Origin of the sequence: Pauljensenia sp. UMB0895 (assembly GCF_030218905.1) — a bacterium.
Lineage (GTDB): Bacteria > Actinomycetota > Actinomycetes > Actinomycetales > Actinomycetaceae > Pauljensenia > Pauljensenia turicensis_A.
This window is the reverse complement of record NZ_JASOQR010000001.1, coordinates 114,174-131,940: the sequence shown is the minus strand read 5'-3', so window position 1 is coordinate 131,940 and position 17,767 is coordinate 114,174. Positions and strand designations below refer to the sequence as shown.

At 59.1% G+C, this 17,767-nt stretch carries 14 protein-coding genes and 1 pseudogene; 5 read left to right on the top strand and 10 right to left on the bottom strand.

All coding sequences use genetic code 11. From position 1 onward, the window contains the following. Positions 1–3: 3 nt before the first annotated feature. The 7 genes and pseudogenes from QP503_RS00600 to nrdI form a co-directional block, all read right to left on the bottom strand. A complete protein-coding gene (locus QP503_RS00600; RefSeq protein ID WP_285100993.1) occupies positions 4–1,752 on the bottom strand; it encodes an ABC transporter ATP-binding protein in 1,749 nt (582 codons plus the stop codon). After that, entirely contained in the window at positions 1,749–3,536 is a 1,788-nt protein-coding gene (locus tag QP503_RS00595; RefSeq protein ID WP_285100991.1) for an ABC transporter ATP-binding protein, read from the bottom strand. Before QP503_RS00595 ends, QP503_RS00600 begins: the two co-directional genes overlap by 4 nt. 107 nt (positions 3,537–3,643) lie before the next feature. Next, a pseudogene (locus tag QP503_RS00590) lies at positions 3,644–3,769 on the bottom strand (terminase TerL endonuclease subunit); the annotation flags it as partial. A 729-nt stretch (positions 3,770–4,498) separates the two neighbouring features. Then, entirely contained in the window at positions 4,499–4,882 is a 384-nt protein-coding gene (locus QP503_RS00585) for a primase alpha helix C-terminal domain-containing protein (RefSeq protein ID WP_285100987.1), read from the bottom strand. A 501-nt stretch (positions 4,883–5,383) separates the two neighbouring features. After that, entirely contained in the window at positions 5,384–6,406 is a 1,023-nt protein-coding gene (gene nrdF, locus QP503_RS00580; protein ID WP_179369981.1) for a class 1b ribonucleoside-diphosphate reductase subunit beta, read from the bottom strand. Positions 6,407–6,448: 42 nt separating this feature from the next. Continuing rightward, positions 6,449–8,602: a class 1b ribonucleoside-diphosphate reductase subunit alpha gene (gene nrdE / locus QP503_RS00575; protein WP_285100984.1), complete on the bottom strand. Its 2,154-nt coding sequence runs from the start codon at positions 8,600–8,602 to the stop codon at positions 6,449–6,451. Further along, the gene (nrdI, locus tag QP503_RS00570; protein WP_464812787.1) at positions 8,599–9,045 is read right to left on the bottom strand and encodes a class Ib ribonucleoside-diphosphate reductase assembly flavoprotein NrdI; all 447 of its coding nucleotides are present in this window, start codon (positions 9,043–9,045) and stop codon (positions 8,599–8,601) included. Before nrdI ends, nrdE begins: the two co-directional genes overlap by 4 nt. 661 nt (positions 9,046–9,706) lie before the next feature. Between nrdI and QP503_RS00565 the strand changes: the two genes are divergently transcribed. From QP503_RS00565 to QP503_RS00545, 5 genes are all read left to right on the top strand, one after another. Then, on the top strand, positions 9,707–10,051 hold the full coding sequence (locus QP503_RS00565; RefSeq protein WP_285100980.1) for a hypothetical protein: 345 nt from the start codon (positions 9,707–9,709) through the stop codon (positions 10,049–10,051). Between the two features lie 11 nt (positions 10,052–10,062). Then, on the top strand, positions 10,063–10,263 hold the full coding sequence (locus QP503_RS00560; RefSeq protein ID WP_006680313.1) for a helix-turn-helix domain-containing protein: 201 nt from the start codon (positions 10,063–10,065) through the stop codon (positions 10,261–10,263). A 79-nt stretch (positions 10,264–10,342) separates the two neighbouring features. Then, positions 10,343–10,867 (top strand): site-specific DNA-methyltransferase (adenine-specific), encoded by a 525-nt coding sequence (locus QP503_RS00555; RefSeq protein WP_285100978.1) that lies wholly within the window; start codon positions 10,343–10,345, stop codon positions 10,865–10,867. Further along, entirely contained in the window at positions 10,864–12,183 is a 1,320-nt protein-coding gene (locus QP503_RS00550; RefSeq protein ID WP_285100976.1) for a DNA methyltransferase, read from the top strand. The genes QP503_RS00555 and QP503_RS00550 overlap by 4 nt, the downstream gene beginning before the upstream one ends. A gap of 15 nt (positions 12,184–12,198) precedes the next feature. Continuing rightward, the gene (locus QP503_RS00545) at positions 12,199–15,165 is read left to right on the top strand and encodes a restriction endonuclease (protein WP_179370303.1); all 2,967 of its coding nucleotides are present in this window, start codon (positions 12,199–12,201) and stop codon (positions 15,163–15,165) included. Positions 15,166–15,595: 430 nt separating this feature from the next. On the opposite strand, the gene QP503_RS00540 is transcribed toward QP503_RS00545, so the two are convergent. From QP503_RS00540 to QP503_RS00530, 3 genes are read right to left on the bottom strand one after another with little or no spacing between them, the layout of a single operon-like run. Beyond that, positions 15,596–16,057: a septum formation family protein gene (locus tag QP503_RS00540; RefSeq protein WP_285100974.1), complete on the bottom strand. Its 462-nt coding sequence runs from the start codon at positions 16,055–16,057 to the stop codon at positions 15,596–15,598. 5 nt (positions 16,058–16,062) lie between these two features. Further along, positions 16,063–17,124, bottom strand: coding sequence for an inorganic phosphate transporter (locus tag QP503_RS00535; RefSeq protein WP_006680309.1), 1,062 nt, complete (start codon positions 17,122–17,124; stop codon positions 16,063–16,065). A 3-nt stretch (positions 17,125–17,127) separates the two neighbouring features. Next, positions 17,128–17,760, bottom strand: a complete 633-nt coding sequence (locus QP503_RS00530; protein ID WP_006680308.1) for a DUF47 domain-containing protein — start codon at positions 17,758–17,760, stop codon at positions 17,128–17,130. Positions 17,761–17,767: the final 7 nt, after the last annotated feature.

Below are 17,767 nucleotides of genomic sequence, written 5' to 3'. Positions count from 1 at the left end.
GTTTTAGACGAGTTGCCATCCGGCGGCGTTGATGCGCTCTTGCCAGAAATCGCGGTATTGACCCGGCTGGTTGACCAGCTCGTCGTGGCACCCGCGCTGGGCGATACGCCCACCATGGGAGAGCACAATGATTTGGTCGGCTTGGCGAATGGTTTCAAGTTTGTGGGCGATCACGATCAGTGTGGAGTGCTTGCGTAGCTCGTTCATCGCCGCAACAATGTTGGCTTCGTTTTCTGCATCCAGCGCGCTGGTGGCCTCGTCGAACAGCACAATTGGGGCTTTCTTCACCAAGGCGCGGGCGATAGAGACGCGTTGCCGTTCCCCACCTGACAGTGCGCGCCCGCCAGCCCCAGCCAGTGAATTCCAGCTGTCTGGGAGCCGGTTGACGATTTCGGTCACGCCCGACAGGTCAGCGGCCCACCTGATTTCTTCATCGGTGGCTTCGGGGTTGCCAAGGCGAATGTTAGCCTCGAGCGTGTCATTGAATAGGTAGACGTCTTGGAAGACCAGGGATATCTGGCGCATCAAATCTTCGGTGGTCTGCTCGCGCACGTCCACTCCGCCAACGCGCACGCTGCCGGACTGCACATCCCAGAAACGTGCAACCAACCTCGCGATTGTGGTTTTTCCGCAGCCGGAAGGGCCAACCAGGGCACACATGCCGCCTTGCGGGACATGGAAGGAAATATCGTGCAGCACCGGAGTGTCCGGATCGTAGCCGAAGGTGACGTCCTCGAAACGAACATCGCCAGGAGCGCTCACCGGTGTGGAGACATCGGGTTCGGACAGTTCGGGAGCGTCCATGACCTTGTCGACGTGATTCATCTGCTGGCGGCGTTCTTCCAGCCCGGTCATGCAGCCACCGATGTCTTGGAGCATGGTGGTGAACCGCAGGCACATGCCGATGGTGACCACAGCGTTCAACGCATTCATCTGCCCGCCGAGGGCGAGTTGGGCGGTCAGCCAAATCATTACTACGACAAGCGCTTGGACGAACATCCCATTAATCAGGTTCGCTAATGTTTCAATCCATAACGCGGTGCGGCCCTTACGGTCAGCCTGTTTGAATGCCTGATCAAGGGCTGGGTAGTCGTCGGCGACGTGGCAGGAACGTAACGCGCCTTGGCAGGTGGCGAATTCGACCATGCGAGCCGCCAACTCTGATTCGGCTGGTTCGGAAATCTGCTTACCTTTATTGAGTAGGACACGGGAGCTATGAAGGAAGGCGAGCATGATCGGGAAGGCGATCGTCAAGGTTAGACCCAGCCGCCAATCCCAGAACCAGGTTCCCACAGTGACTACGAGCACGGCTGAGAGTTTTTGGACGAGGGAGAAAATGAAATGTGCCGCTGACTCGCCCAGGTTCATCATTTCCTGGGTGACCATGCGCGACAGTCGGCCAGAGCTACCCGAATCGAACATGCCCAGTGGTAGGCGGGCTACCTTGTTACCCACCGCTTGGTGGACGTCGTGAATGAATCCGAGCGCGCCGATATAGCCGGTGCGCATGCCATAAAACTCGGTGCCTACACCCGCTACCGAGATCACCGCCAAGGCGATGAGCCAGCCCCAAAACGATAACCCCCACACCGGCATTCCGGTCGCTAGGGCACTTGCTGCGGGAAGCAAAGTCAGCAGGGCAAAGCCGTGACACAGTCCTGAGACCGCACCCCACGCTTGACCGACCGAGAGGTCTCGCCACGAGGCGGGTTCCATCAAACGCTTAAAGCGTGGCAGCAATAGTTGATTCATCGTGTCATCTCCTCGCATGCACCTTGGGCAAGAAGTGCCTGATAGTGCGCATTACCCAACAGCTCGTCGTGTTTACCGACCACAGCAATGCGCCCGCGTTCCATGACGACGATTTGGTCTGCCCCTCTGATCGAGGCCAGTCGGTGGGCGATCACAATCACGGTTCTGCCTTTGGCAAGAGTCGAGAGAGCTTGTTGGATTTTCGATTCCGATTCCGGGTCCGCCATCGCCGTCGCCTCGTCCAGCACCAACACTGGGGCATCAACCATGAGCGCCCGGGCGATCGCGATACGGGCTGCCTGCCCGCCCGAAACGTGGGTGTCCTCCCCCAACACGGTGTCGTAACCATCTGGCAGGCTCATGATGAACTCATCGATCTGCGCTGCCCGCGCCGCCTGCCGCACCTGATCCAAGGTTGCGTCTGGCGCGCCCAGGGCAATGTTGTTGTGGATGGTGTCGCGAATAAGCTGTGCATCTTGCAGGACAAATGCGACCGTCGAATACAACACATCCTGGGAAATGCTCTTTAGATCAACCCCGCCGATGGTGATCATGCCAGCGTCCGGGTCATCGAAGCGGGCCATCAAACTCGCCAACGTCGACTTCCCCGCACCCGACGGACCAACCAGCGCGGTCACCGTGCCTGCCGGAACGCTCAGGCTCACCTCGTCTAATGCCTGGGTGTCGTCATAGGCATACGACACACCCCGAATCTCAATATCATGACCGTGTGGTGTCTGTGGCGCATCGGGCTGACTCAACGCCGGTAGCTCCATGACGTTCACCAGCCTCACTGCCGCAGACCCTGCGAGCTGGTACGACCAGGCGATCGTTGCCACCGTCATCAACGCTCCCGGCAACACCAAGGCAATCAACGTCGTCGTTATCACCTCGTAGATGCTCACCCAACCGGCGTTCATCATCAACGCGCCACCGCCAAGGTTCACGATCAACAACACCGGGATCGACACCCACGAAAATGAGGCGACCGACATCGACACCAGCGGCATACACCACGCCCGGTAGAACTTAGAAAACTCGTTAGCTGCATCTAAATAGGCTTTATGTGCTTGGCCAACCTTGCCGAACGCTTTCACCACTGAGATACCGGCAACGAACTCGGCCATCGTTGCCGAAACCTGAGCGAGCTTGGTGTCCATTTGGGCGGTCTTCTCATTCATCCCACGCATCGACATGCCATACATGCCCACATAGAGCGGGATCGTCGCAATCGACAGCAACGCGAGTCGCCAATCCACCACAAACGCATATATCAACAAGGCGAGCGGGGATACGATCGCGTTCAGTTTCTCGATCGGCCCGTGCGCGATCACTGTGTGCACCGTGGACGTATCATCCTGAATGGTCTTGCGGATCTTCCCCTCACCCTCGCGGGTAAACCACGACAGCGGAGCAGTCGACATTCGGGCGGCAATTTGCCGACGCATCTGATTACGCAACGACAGGTCAATAAAATGCGTCACGCCCAATGCAACAAAATATAAGGTCAACCGGGTCATGTATGCGCTGACGAGAAGCATGACAATCCAGTTCACCCGCGCCGGGTCCATCTGGTCTTGCATAAGTTCTCTGCCAAGCTCCACCAGAGCCACATACGGGGCAATAGCCAACACACCAGAGAGAAAAGCCAAAACCTGCGCGACGAACAGCTTGCCTTTCACCGGCTGCGATAGCTGACGGATTGCGTTCTGGCCAGCGACAGATTTTTCCTTCGCGGACCCATACTCACCGTCAACAACCTGATCCGTTACACTATCGTTCACGCAAACACCATCCTTAATTAGATAAGGCTAAACTTACTTTATTTCTGGGAGGTGTACCTAACTGTGTGCGTCAACCGCTACAACATCATCCTTGCAGGGCCATGCTCACCGTCGATCTTCTCGGTGCTCTTTTGTTTGTCGGGTTTGATGTTGCCGGCCGGGTCGGTACGCGCGTGAATATTGTCAACCATCCACGATAGGACTGGGTGCCCGCTGTAACACACCCGCCCCTCGTGACAGGAGGTCCAGCATGACCTGAGGGTTCCACTCGAGGTGGGAGTCACTGGTCACTGAGTAACCTCCGCTGCTATCGTTCGTTAACGAAGACCCCGGAACGATCACCAGCCTCGGTTGCATCGCCGGGGTTACGTCTATTCCGGCACTGCGTCTACGCGAAAGCCCGTGCATGAACACGGGCCTCGGAATGGGAGCGCTATCTGGCGTCCCATAACGAGGTTAGCCGAATCAGCTCCCTGCCACCGGCAACTATAGGCAGCGCCTTGGCGTCGACGCCGGTCGATGAGTAAAGATCGGGTTAATACCCAAAGATCCAGCCCGCTCCCAGAAGCAAGGCTCCGAGACGGGCTGAACAATTATGCCCAGTTTAACCGATGCCAAGATGACGACTTTGCCCGGCCTTGCCCCGGCGAGAAACTCTGCCAGCGAGAACTCTAGATAGCACGCCGCCCAGGCTCCGCAATAGGCATGTCCCTCCCTTCGACCGATAAGCGAACTCAGATCTCGACGGGGATGATGTCGTCGATGCTGGGCTCAGCGCTGTTGCGGCCGGGTTGGGTGTGTTGCCAGTGGCATTCGACCAGGTCGAGCAGCACGCCCAGGGGCATGAGCGCGACCTCCCACCGGTCCAGATGTAGGTAGCGGTGTGCGAGGTATGTCAGACGGGTGAGGTTTTCACCCCAATTCCCTGACGGGCTTGTGGTTAGGCTTTTGGGGAGGCAACCTCACGCCGAGTTCCAAATCGTCGTCAGCTCGCTGTCACTGAGCGGTGGTTCGCATAGATTCGCTTTGTGGTCGAACAAGTCACGCGCCTGGTTGGTCTGCCCGTAGCGGATGAGGACCCGCCCGGCGAAGCGAGAGAGCGTGGCATTGCGTGACCCTTCACCGATCACGAGAGTGCTCTGATCGAAGGCAGCGAACACGTCGATCTCGTCAGCCGCGTCCAGCCATGCATCGAGGAGCTGATCGCCTTCATGCGCCGTCACCACAGCGTTCAACGTGCCGTAGATGAAGCGACCGGCATCCAGAGCATTGCGATCAAAGAAACCAAAGCGCTCTGGTGTGATCCGCTCGGTGTGGGTTTCGGTGTGGTCGTTGTTGATGCCCATGGCCACGCAGTCCGACGCTATGAAGGCTGCAGTTGAGCGGCGGCCATTCACGTACATGGCAGCAACGTGATCAAACCCGCGACCCCCGATAGTGAGGCCGCGTCAATGACCTGATGTGGGTTCGGGTAGTGGTTGTTGTTCTGAACGCCTGCCATCCATCCGGGGGTCGCTGCCCGGCAGGTTCCTGGTGCCGCCACCGTTGAGCACGGAGGGCGTGGCCGGGGTGCAGAACTGTTTGATCAGCCGCTTACCCGCCGTGTTCTTCTGAACCTCAAGGTCAAGAGCCGTACCGACCGCATCCAAGCTCATCGGCAGACCGATATCGAGGTCGTCGGCGTCGCCATGTCCGGACCGGAGGCGATCGCCCTCGTCGACGAGAAGCGCCTGGATGTGTCGCGTGGGGTGTAGGTGGTGCGCTCGTGGGGGTGGATCTGATCGCTCTCAGGAGCGATGAAGGGAGGAAGGCGGGCGGGCCCCATCGGGACCCGCCCGCCTGGCGGATCAGAACTCCCAATCCTCGTCGCTGGTGTCCTCGGCCTTGCCGATGACGTAAGAGGAGCCCGATCCGGAGAAGAAGTCGTGGTTCTCATCGGCCCCGGGGGCCAGGGCCGCGAGGATCTCCGGATTGACCTCGGTCTCCTCGGGCGGGAAGTACGCCGGGTATCCGAGGTTCATCAGGGCCTTGTTGGCGTTGTAGCGCACGAACACCGCGACGTCGTCCATCAAGCCGAAGGGCTCGTACAGCTCCCCCGAGTACTGCAACTCCAGCTTGTACAGCTCGGAGAGCAGCGCATGGACGAATTCGTCCATCTCCTCGCGCTCGGCGGCCGGGTGGGTTTCCAGGCCGCGCTGGTACTTGTATCCCGAGTAGTAGCCGTGAACCGCCTTGTCGCGCAGGATGAGCCGGATCATGTCCGCTGTGTTCGTCAGGGTCGCGTGAACCGAGAAGTGCAGCGGAAGGTAGAAGCCCGCGTACAGCAGCAGAGAGGACAGGAGGGTCGAGGAGGCCTTCCGTTTGAGCGGGTCGTCCCCGTAGTAGTGCTGCAGGACGGTCTTCGCGCGCTGTTGGAGCAGGTCGTTGTTCACCGCCCACCTGTAGGCCTCGTCGATCTGCGCGGTGTCGGACAGAGTCGAGAAGATCGACGAGTAGGAGCGGGCGTGGACGGATTGCATGAATGCGATGTTCGTGTAGACGGCCTCCTCGTGCTCGGTGCGGGCGTCCTGGATCTGGGACACCTCGCCGACCGTCGCCTGGACCGTGTCGAGCATGGTGAGTCCGGTGAAGACTCGCATGGTGAGGGTGCGCTCCTGCTCGCTCATCCTCTTCCACGAGCGCAGGTCGTTGGACAGGGGGACCTTCTCGGGCAGCCAGAAGTTCGCGGTGAGGCGGTTCCAGACCTCGAGGTCCTTGTCGTCGGACACCCGATTCCAGTTGATGGGGCGCAGGCGCGCATTCGGGTCGAGCCTGTAGTGGGGAGGGGTCACCGAGATGTCGGTGAGGGGCGCAGCGGTATTGGTCGTCATTGTCGTCTCCTGTTTCGGGTCAGCGGATCGGGTGGGCGGGGCTCACAGGGAGCAGGACACGCAGGTCTCGACCTCGGTGCCCTCGAGGGCCTTCTGACGAAGGCGGATGTAGTAGAGGCTCTTGATCCCCGCTCGCCAGGCGCGGATCTGCGCCCGGTTGATATCGCGGGTCGTGGCCGTGTCTCGGAAGAAGAGGGTGAGGGAGAGTCCCTGATCGACGTGCCGCGTGGCCGCGGCGTAGGTGTCGATGATCTTGTCCGGGCCGATCTCGTAGGCGTCCCGGAAGAACTCGAGGTTGTCCTGGGTCATGTGGGGGGCCGGGTAGTAGACGCGCCCGAGTCTTCCCTCCTTGCGGATCTCGATGGGCGCCACGATCGGGTGGATGGATGCGGTGGAGTCGTTGATGTAGCTGATGGATCCCGTGGGCGGCACGGCTTGGAGGTAGGCGTTGTAGATGCCGTGCTCGGCGACGGACTCCTTGAGTTCGGCCCAATCCGCCCTTGTGGGGATCGCGACCCCGGCTTCGTCGAAGAGGCGGGCGACGCGTTCGGTGGCGGGTTTCCATTCGCGTTCGAGGTACTTGTCGAAGTAGGCGCCGCTCGCGTAGTCGGACTCCTCGAATCCCTCGAAACGCCGCCCGCGCTCTTTCGCGATGAGGTTCGAGGCTCTGATCGCGTGGTAGGCGACGGTGAGGAAGTAGATGTCCGTGAAGTCGATGCCCTCCGGGCTCCCGTAGTGGATGCGTTGGGACGCGAGGTAGCCGTGGAGGTTCATCTGCCCCAAACCGATGGAATGGGATGCGGCGTTGCCCGCCGCGACGGAGGGGACGGCGTCGATATTCGTCCGGTCGGACACGGAGGTCAGCGCCCTCACGGCTCGTTCGACGGTGGTGGCGAGGTCCCCGCTTCCCATGGCCTTGGCGATGTTGAGCGAACCGAGGTTGCAGGAGATGTCCTTACCCACGCTCGTGTATCCGCCGGCCGCGTCGTAGGTCGAGGGGCTGTTGGATTGGAGGATCTCCGAGCACAGGTTCGACATGTTGATTCGCCCGGACACGGGATTGGCGCGGTTGACGCTGTCCTCGAACACGAGGTACGGGTAGCCGGATTCGAATTGGAGTTCGGCGAGGGTCTTGAAGAAGTCCCTGGCGTTGATCGTGCGCTTGCGGATGCGCGGATTGGCGACCCATTCGTCGTAGTGGTCGGTGATGGACAGGTCGGAGAGGGGCGCGCCGTATTCGCGTTCGATGTCGTAGGGGCTGAACAGGTGCATGTCCTTGTTGTCGCGCGCCAGAGCGAAGGTGATGTCGGGGATGACGACGCCCAGGGAGAGGGTCTTGATCCGTACCTTCTCGTCGGCGTTCTCCCTCTTGGTGTCGAGGAAGGCCATGATGTCGGGGTGGTGGGCGCTGAGGTAGACAGCTCCGGCTCCCTGACGGGCTCCGAGCTGATTGGCGTAGGAGAAGGAGTCCTCGAGGATCTTCATGACGGGGACGATCCCGGAGGCCTGGTTCTCGATGCGCTTGATGGGGGCGCCCGCTTCGCGCAGGTTGGTGAGCAGAAGGGCGACGCCGCCACCTCGTTTGGAGAGTTGGAGGGCGGAGTTGATGCCGCGGCCGATGGATTCGAGGTTGTCCTCGAGGCGCAGCAGGAAGCAGGAGACGAGTTCGCCGCGAGCGGCCTTGCCGGCGTTGAGGAAGGTGGGGGTGGCGGGTTGGAATCGTCCGGAGACGATGTCGTCGATGAGCCCGAGGGCGAGGTCCTCGTCGCCTCGTGCGAGGAGCAGGGCGGTGATGACAACGCGCTCCTCGTAGCCCTCGAGGTACTCCTCGCCGTCGAAGGTCTTGAGCGCGTAGGAGGTGAAGAACTTGAAGGCGCCGAGGAAGGTGCGGAAGCGGTGGCGGTGGGCGGCGGCGCGTTCGTGAGCGGCGACGAGAAAGTCCCGCGAATAGGGGGCGAGGACGTCGGCCTCGTAGTAGCCGTTGTCGACGAGCCAGTCGAGCCGGTCGAGGACGGAGTCGAAGCGCTTGGTCGCGGGGATGATCTTCTGGAGGAAGAACTGTCGGGCAGCCGCGCGGTCCTTGTCGAATTGGATGGTGGAGTCGGGGCCGAAGATGTTGAGTTCGGCGTTGAGCGCGTGGTAGTCCTCGCGCTTTCCGGCGCCGGTGGTCGTCGGCGCGCTGATCGTGCTGGTCATCGTGTTCCTTCTTCGTTGAGTCGTTCCCAGAAGCGGTCGAGTCCCTCCGCGACTTTCTCGACGTCGCGTCGGGTTCCGAGCAGTTCGAACCGATAGAGCTCCGGCACCGCGCATTTGGCGGAGATCGTGGGGCCGGCGATGCCGTAGTGCTCGCCGAAGTTCGTGTTCCCGGAAGTGATGACGCCGCGCAGGAGGCGGCGGTTGGCGGGGTCGTTGAGGAATGCCGCGACCTGTCGCGGGACGGCTCCTCGGGGGTCGCCGCCTCCGTAGGAGGGGACGATGAGGACGTAGGGGTTGCTCACGCGGATCATGCCCTCGATCGCCGGGCGCAGGGGGATTCTCACGGCGGGGCGGCCCAGACGTTGAATGAAGCGGTGGGTGTTCTCCGAGACGGAGGAGAAGTAGACGAGGTCGGGGGATTCCTCGGGCGACAGTTCCTTGATGGGCCTAGCGCGTTCGAGTCGGTTGGAGGTGCCGGGCACGGATGTCCTTTCTGTATGAAGCCACCACAAGAAACACTAGATATTGGGTCGAAATGATCATTCCGCCACTACATGTAGTGTCTTGATGGGCTTTTACGATAAGTTCGGCACGCCGAATCCTCTAGTTCGCCACGCCGAACTTTTGATGTTCCGTGCGTCACACCCGCACTTCTCATCCATTACCCAGAGCCCCGCCGTAAGGAGCCGCTTGCCCCGCCGAATCGGACTCGTCGTCGGAAACGGACGGATTGGTGGAGCTGACCGGAGTTGGCATTGACTCGTCCCTTCAAATGAAGGGAGAGCCGTTGAGCTGTTACGGGCTCACAACGGGAGGAAAACTGGTAAAAAGACCAAGGCGGGCACCCCGCAAACAGGGCACCCGCCAGGTCAACTCAACAGCTCTCCCACGTGAACACGTGGGACCGGGCTTGATCAGGGCCTGGCCAAGAATCTCGGCCAGTCACCCACACTCGCGATGGGACCTGAGTTACACTATTTTCCTAGGAATTGATGGGAACCAGTTGGATCTCGTCTCGAGCGTGGAACGAACCCTGCCGTTCATCTCTGACATCAACCGTGATGTTCAGAAGGTGCAGAACGTTCGGAATTTTCGGGAGTAGCCATGGGCCAGCTTGAACAGCCACATGTTCGGCTCACAGGCGGCACGTTGCTCGCCTTACTTAAGGGTGCCTTCCGCACGCGTTCTAAGAAGCGAGACTCCTACGAAGGTAAGTCGGATGGCCTGACCGATGTGAGAATCCTGTGCTCAGGCATCCGCGTGGAGTACTGTGCGATCGATACCGTCCCTCAACGGGTGATCAACGATCTGCTCACAGAGTTGGACCTGTGGGGCAATAGCCGATTCAACGAGCTCAACCAGACACACTGGGCCCTGAAGAACGTGGACCTCCTTGGGGTTCTAGGAGCCGCAAGCGCCCCAATGCGGGGCGTCGCCAACGCACTGTAGGGAGGCAAATCATGACGAACGACGTCAACGAACCCTGGGTGAATCTAGAACAAGTAGCCGATCACCTGACAGTCAGCAAAGACACCATCCGTAACTGGATCAAAGAGGGACTCTTGCCCGCCTACAGGGTCGGCAAACTGTACAAGTTCAAACTCTCTGAAGTAGACCAGTGGGTGCGCGAAGGACGACTGGACTTGGAAGCCAAACAATGAGCAGTCGCAGTGACAAGATGCCAGATAGGCCGGCCCCAGCGTTTCGCCCCAATCCCAACAATCACCGGAGTACAGAAGAATGAACGAAGAAGACATCCAGCAGGTTCCGCCCACAACACTGAACCTTCACACCGACGTCGCACGCAAGCTCGCAGACCTCCTGCCCGAGGTCGTTGCTGACGGCAAGATCGATGTCGCCGCGCTCCAGGCTGTACTCGGCGATGACGCCACAACCGGCACCGAGCGCTTCGGCCTGTTCTGGCCGGGCAAGACACAAGCCATCCGCGCCGCCCAAACACCCACCACGGCCACGCTCGCACCCGACCGGGAGAACTCTCTGAACTGGGACACCACAGGCAACGTCATCATCGAAGGCGACAACCTTGAAGTGTTGAAAGTGCTGCAGAAGCACTACTACGGCAAGATCAAAATGATCTACATCGACCCGCCCTACAACACTGGTAGCGACTTCGTTTACCCGGATGACTACGCAGACCCGATCGGTACCTACCTCGAAAAAACAGGGCAAATAGGACGGGGGGGGGGAGACTTTCCACTAACCCGGAAACAGGCGGACGATTCCACTCCAACTGGCTCAACATGATGTATCCGCGCCTCAAACTTGCAAGGAATCTTCTGACCGATGACGGTTGTCTCATCGTCTCGATCGGCGACGAGGAGATTGATCACGCAAGGGCGGTTCTGTCGGAAACGTTTGGCGAAGCTAACTACGTCGGCACCCTCGCCGTTATTAGGGCGGAGGGAGGCGGCCTGGCAAAACATTTAATCCGAGGACACGATTATGCACTCGTTTTTGCAAGAAATATTGGGACGTTTCAGCCCCTTCTGCGGCCCAAGGATATCCGAGGCTCGCGGGTAGTGATCGATGGGGAGGAATACTGGATCGAAGAAGACTGGCTTCGTAAAGAATTCGGTAAGTACGGTACCTGTCTATATGAGGAGATAGAGAAGTACCATGGCGCGAAGAAATTGGCTGAAATAGACGAAGGACTTGCAGCCGGAAAATATGTGTTGAAGAAGAAGGCTGAAGGCCACATCGTCGGACGTTACCGAAAAGTCAGCGAAGATGGCTCCAAATTCTATTCCGTGATTAAGCATCTCAACAAAGATGGCGTCCATGATCTGGCTCAACTTGGCTCTGACCTGAGCGCTTCTTTTGATTTCCCCAAGCCTGTCTCCTTGGTGAAATCATTTATTCGAGGCGCGACAATGAAAAGCTCATCAAACGCCGACATCATTCTTGACTTTTTTGCTGGTTCGGGTACGACGGCTCATGCTGTGATGGCGTTGAATGCTGAGGATGGTGGGAACCGTCGGTGTATTTCGGTGCAGTTGCCTGAGCCGACCGATGAGAAGTCTGAGGCCCGCAAGGCGGGCTATGAGAATATCGCGGAGATTACGCGTGAGCGTATCCGTAGGGCTGGGGCGAAGATTCTGGAAGAGGAATCTGCCAAGCTCGATGGGCGTGCTGAAGGCTTGGACGTGGGCTTCCGTGCTTACCGGTTGGTGGATACGAATTTTGCGAAGTGGCGTGCGGACTCCTCGCTGTCCGAGGAGGAGCTGGCCGATTTGTTCGCTGGGATGGGTGAGTCCGCGGATGATGACGCCCGCCCTGAAGCGCTGTTGACTGAGGTTCTGCTCAAGCTTGGTTTCTCGCTGACCGAGCAGGTTGAGCGTGTGGATGTGGCCGGGCTGGAGGCGTTCAGCGTCGCCGGGGGCCTGGTGGTCGCTTATCTGAACGAGCACGTCAAGCCCACCCTGGAGCAGTTGCGTGCCATGGTCGCCCTCGAACCGGGTCGTCTGGTGGTGCTTGAGGATGCTTTCCAGGGCGATGACGTGCTCAAGACGAACCTGGTTCAGGAATGCCGCTCCCGTGGCGTGGACTTGTGGACGGCCTAAGAGGGAGCGGGTGTGATGCGTTTTCAGTTTGATCCTCATCAGCCGTATCAGGCTTCCGCGATCGAAGCGGTCACGGACTTGTTCGATGGGCAGCCCGCGGACGCGGACCAGCTGGTGACCACCTTCCGGCTGTTGCCGTCCGAGCCTGCCTTGTTTGACCAAGACGAGGTGTCTGGTCAGGTGAGTTTGGATATCGCTGCCGAGGTCGGCGCGGTGGGTAACAACTTGGTGCTGGACGAGGACACGATCCTGGCGAACGTGCAGCGGGTTCAAGACCGTAACGGTCTGGAGAGTGCTCAGGCGCTTGCTGATGGTTTGCAGTTTGATGTGGAGATGGAAACCGGTACGGGCAAAACCTACGTGTATTTGCGTACCGCGTTTGAGCTGGCCAAGCGTTACCGGTTTACCAAGTTCATCATTCTGGTGCCGTCGGTGGCGATCCGTGAGGGCGTGAAGACCTCGATTGATTTGATGCGGGAGCATTTCCGCCACTTGTATCCGGAGATCAATATGGATGCTTCGGTGTATGCGGGTGAGCGCGCTGAGGAGGTGCGTGATTTCGCGTCGGCGACGAGTTTGCAGTTCCTGGTGATGACGATTGATTCGCTGCGTGGGGATAAGAACACGCGCATCATGCACCAAACCAGGGACAAGCTTGCTGGACTGCGGCCTCTGGATTATTTGCGGGCGACTCGTCCGATCGTGATCATGGATGAGCCTCAGAACATGGAGTCACAGTTGGCTCAGTCAGCGGTGGCTGATCTGGACCCGTTGTGCACGCTGCGCTATTCCGCAACCCACAGAGTGACCCGTAACGTGGTGTACCGGCTTGACCCGCTCGACGCCCACCAGCTCGGCCTGGTGAAGACGATCGTGGTCTCGGACGCTCAGGAGCTTGGCGGGAGCGCTAAACCGTATGTGAAGCTGCTTGGGGTGTCTCGCGACCCGTTCAAAGCCTCCCTGGAGTTGGTGTGCCGTAAGAAGGACGGCTCGTACGCCAAGCGTAAAGTGACCGCTACGCAGGGTGATGACTTGGAGCATGTCTCTGGCGGTAACCCGGCTTATGAGGGTAACTGGCGGGTGAGCGAGATCAGTGTTGAGCCTGAACGCATCGAACTATCCAACTACGGGTACCTGCATGTCGGGGATGAGATCGGCTCGAACCAGGACGCGGTGTTCAGGGAGATGATCCGCGAGACCATCCGCGAACATATCCGTAAAGAACTCCAGGTTCATGCCCGGGGTATCAAGGTGCTGTCTTTGTTCTTTATCGACAAAGTCGCCTCGTATCTGGGCGACGGTGTCAACAACCTGGACGCGAACGGTGATTTTGCTACCTGGTTCGATGAGCTTTACACCGAGGAGCTGGATCGCCAGCCCGAGGCCAGGGACATCATGCCTGTTACGGCGTTGGAGGCGCGTAGTGGTTATTTCGCCCAGATGAAGTCTGGCAAGGGCAAAAACGCGGTGATGACGTTCAAGGACTCGTCTGGCAAGACCAAGGCTGATGATGACGCGTATGAGTTGATCATGCGTGACAAGGCCCGCTTGTTGAGTATGGATGAGCCGGTGCGTTTTATTTTCTCCCACTCTGCTTTGCGTGAGGGCTGGGATAACCCGAACGTGTTCCAGATCTGCACGCTGCGTGACATGGCCTCGGAAACCGAGCGCCGCCAGACGATCGGTCGTGGCCTGCGTCTACCAGTGAACCAGGCCGGGCAGCGCATTAGCGATACTGGGCTGGCGCAGTTGACGGTGGTGGCCAGCGAGTCGTATCAGGCGTTCGCTTCAGCGCTTCAGAACGAGTACCAGAAGGCGGGCGTGGCGATCGGGTTTGTGCGTAAGCAGGAATTCTCGCGCCTGCCGATCACGGTTGATGGGAAAGAGACCGTGCTGGGTGCGAAGCGGTCGGCCGAGATCTGGGATCACCTCCACCGGCGCGGTTTCATTAACGAGCAGGGTGAGGTCCAGGGCAGCTGGGTGCCCGAGCAGCTTGGCTTCACGGTTGATCTGCCCGAGCCCTATGCGGAGTACGAGGATGATGTCATCAACATCGTCAACGCGTGCAAGATGGAAACCATCATCAAGCGCAAGCGCAAGCGTGTGGCCCGCAAACTGAACAAGGAACTCTACGCAGCCCCTGGGTTTGAGGAGTTCTGGGACAAGATCACCCAGCGCACCATCTACCGGGTCAACTTTGAACGCCAAGCCCTGGTGGACGCGTGCGTGAACCGAATCAAGACGGCTCCCAGGATCGAGCCGATCCGTATCCAGGTCACGCGCACGAAAATGACGATGACTCGTGGTGGCACCAAGGGCAGCGCGCTTGGGTCGCGTGGCGCGAACCTGACCGGCTCCTACCCTCTGCCCGATATCGTGGCCCAGCTGCAGGAAGCGACCTCGCTGACCCGGCGGACGATCATCGATATCCTCACCGACTCGGGGCGGCTTGGGGAGTTTTTGGGGAACCCGAACGACTTCATCAAGATGGCGTCGACCTGTATTCAAGAAGAACTCGCTCACGTGGTGGTTGAGGGTATCCAGTACGAGAAGATCGGCGGGAGTATCTACGAGCTGCGCGAGTTGCAAGAAGACGGCCTCGAGGAGAAAGACCGCTTCCTTGACCAGCTCTACAAGGTGACCAACACGGGAAAGACAGACTTTGACTACGTCGTCTTTGACTCCGCGGTCGAGCGCCAGTTCGCCGAGCACCTGGACGGGCGAGAAGACATCCGCTTGTTCATGAAACTGCCCGACAAGTTCCGTATCCCCACCCCGGTTGGGGATTACAACCCGGACTGGGCGATCATCAAAACCGAGGAGGGACAGGACCGGCTGTATTTGATCCGGGAGACGAAGTCGAGCCTGGATCCGACGAAGCGTCGCCCGGGTGAGAACGCGAAGATTAACGCGGCGATCAAGCACTTCGAAGCCATCGGGGTGAACTACAAGGTCGCCGCCCCGGACAACTGGAGACTGTAACCGTGATGGAGGGTGGTGTGCTCAGCGATTAGCAGGCCAAGTTCTACGCCTACGAGCTGGATCGCTCCTATGCGGATCTGGCGCGCTCGATCACGGTTAATTAGAAAGCCGTCAAACTCGTTGACGCTCTCGAGCAAGGCTTTGATCGTCTGGGTGAGATCGGCGGTCGTGGGGGTGGTTTGTGTGCACTGGCTGCACTTGGTGCGACGGTTTTGCGCGAAAGAGCCCGGATGTGTCGCGTGGGGCGTAGGTGGTGACGCTCACCAGCTGGTCGCTTCCTTATCGACGAGGCCGCCTCCACCGCAACCCGCTTAACCGCATCTGATGGCGGACCGGAACAGCTAATCATCCGGTAAAAACACACGGGGTGGGGGCGTCTCGGCAAGACGCCCCCACCCCGTATACAGCTTCAAAGCCGAAGAAGCGAGCCCTACAAGTTCGAATCTTTCACAGACTGCGTGAGCTTTTGATCGCCCTGGGCATACACAACGCACGCAATATGACGATCTCCGTCCTTCCAAGACTGTTCAGTCGGAACAAGCCACGATACATCCAACGATGACGTCACATAGTTTGACCCAACATAGTCGGTAAAAGAGGAAACGCACGCCTCTTCAGCCTGCGAGTTCAGTTTGGAAGCGCCAGGGAACGCATCATCAGCACCGTTTGGGTTTGTCTGAACAACGGCTGAAACCTCGCCCCGATGTTCCTCGGAACAGGACGTGCGATCGATCGTCACCGCCGTCTCTGTGTTCGGCAGCTGAATACAATCACCGACCTTCAAATCAAGGACAGACGAATTCGAACACCCTGCTATTAGCGCGACGGCTGAAACAGCGAACGCGCCCGCGCCGGTGGCGTGGGCCGTTCGGCCTCGTAAATTGGCGAACACTATCGTCACAGTCCAACAACCGCGTGAACGATGAAGTACACGATCGCCGCAACCGCCGCAGCAGCCGGAAGCGTCAAGAACCAACCGACCACGATGTTGCCAGCAACCCCCCAGCGGACAGCCGAGAAACGCTTCGTTGCACCCACACCAAGGATCGCCGACGTAATCGTGTGCGTCGTGGAGATCGGAGCATGAAGAACGAATGCGGACAGGTAGAGAACGATGGCGGAAACACCCTCGGCGACGAAGCCACGAGCCGGATCTAGATCGATGATCTTACGGCCGAGCGTACGCATGATGCGCCAGCCACCGGCATACGTGCCCAGCGAAATTGCACCTGCGGCAGCAAGTTTGACCCACAGCGGAATCATGATGTCACCCGTCACCGGGTCAATCACGTTGTGCGTCTCGCCGTAGCCACCGGCGATCAGCGCCATCACAATGACGCCCATCGTTTTCTGAGCGTCCTGCAGGCCGTGGCCAAGGGCCATTGCTGCAGCTGACAGAGTCTGAAGAATACGGAAGCGACGCATCGTGCGGTGATAGGGCAGATTTTGCAACAGTCTCATCAGGCCCTTCATGAGGAAGAAGCCCAGAAGGAAGCCGATCACCGGGGACGCGAACATCGGGATGACGACGTGCTGAAGAATTCCAATCCACTTCACCTGGGTCGCTGAAGCAAGGCCAGCGCCCACCAAACCACCAATCAAGGCGTGTGATGAGGACGATGGAAGCCCAAACCACCATGTGATCAGATTCCACACAACCGCACCGACCAGAGCGCCCAGCACAATCGCCAAGCCCTCTCTCTGTTGAAGAACGTCGGACGAATTCGTGTAGTGCGAGATATCGATGATGCCCTCACCGATAGTCTTTGCGACCTCCGTGCCCAAAAGTGCACCAATAATGTTCATGACAGCAGCCATGAGGAGAGCGGCTCGCGGGGTCAGTGCCCTGGTGGACACGGAAGTTGCGATTGCATTCGCCGCATCGTGGAAGCCGTTGGTGTAGTCAAAACCAAGAGCAATGATCACGACCAGCGAGACCAGGACCAGATTAAGATCCACGGGTCAGGACTCCTTCACCGCAATCGTTTCAACGCAGTTTGCGAGGTCTTCGAATGCGTCGGATGCCGATTCTAGGACCTCAACAAGGTCCTTCAGCTTGATGATCGTCACCGGATCAAGGCCGGAATCGAAGATCGAAGTGAGAGCGCGACGGTAGGTCGTGTCACCTTCGTTCTCAAGGCGGTTCAGCTCAACCCAGAAGTCGCGCATGTCCAGTGGGGACTTGAGGCCGGGGATCTGCTCTGCCGTCAGCGCTGCGCAACGAGTCAAGATATCGACCTGCTCGTGTAGAAGCGAGTGTACGTAGTCCGGTAGGTCGTTCAGACCGTACATGACGTAGAGGTCGCCGGCCTCGTCGATGAGGTCCATGCAGTCGTCGAGGCACGAGGCCAAGGCGCCAAGGTCTTCACGATCGAAGGGGGTGATGAAAGTCTGGTTGATGAGGTTCAAAATGTGGTGATTAATTTCATCACCGGAGTGTTCGACCTCGTGCAGTTGATCGCGCATTGCGACCTGTTCCTGCGGTGAGGAGTCAAGGATTGACGAAAGAATCGTCGTGCCGGAAACAAGGTTCGCGGCCTGCTGTGAATACAGGTCGAAGAAGGACGGGCCGTCAGCGGCCTTACGAAGTCCCACGATTTTT

What these genes read in the sequence shown, in the direction of transcription:
- nrdF (WP_179369981.1), bottom strand. Translation starts at nt 6,406, where the DNA reads ATGACGACCAATACCGCTGCGCCCCTCACCGACATCTCGGTGACCCCT.
- QP503_RS00600 (WP_285100993.1), bottom strand. Translation starts at nt 1,752, where the DNA reads ATGAATCAACTATTGCTGCCACGCTTTAAGCGTTTGATGGAACCCGCC.
- QP503_RS00545 (WP_179370303.1), top strand. Translation starts at nt 12,199, where the DNA reads ATGCGTTTTCAGTTTGATCCTCATCAGCCGTATCAGGCTTCCGCGATC.
- QP503_RS00565 (WP_285100980.1), top strand. Translation starts at nt 9,707, where the DNA reads ATGGGCCAGCTTGAACAGCCACATGTTCGGCTCACAGGCGGCACGTTG.
- QP503_RS00555 (WP_285100978.1), top strand. Translation starts at nt 10,343, where the DNA reads ATGAACGAAGAAGACATCCAGCAGGTTCCGCCCACAACACTGAACCTT.
- QP503_RS00585 (WP_285100987.1), bottom strand. Translation starts at nt 4,882, where the DNA reads ATGGGCATCAACAACGACCACACCGAAACCCACACCGAGCGGATCACA.
- QP503_RS00560 (WP_006680313.1), top strand. Translation starts at nt 10,063, where the DNA reads ATGACGAACGACGTCAACGAACCCTGGGTGAATCTAGAACAAGTAGCC.
- nrdE (WP_285100984.1), bottom strand. Translation starts at nt 8,602, where the DNA reads ATGACCAGCACGATCAGCGCGCCGACGACCACCGGCGCCGGAAAGCGC.
- QP503_RS00550 (WP_285100976.1), top strand. Translation starts at nt 10,864, where the DNA reads ATGATGTATCCGCGCCTCAAACTTGCAAGGAATCTTCTGACCGATGAC.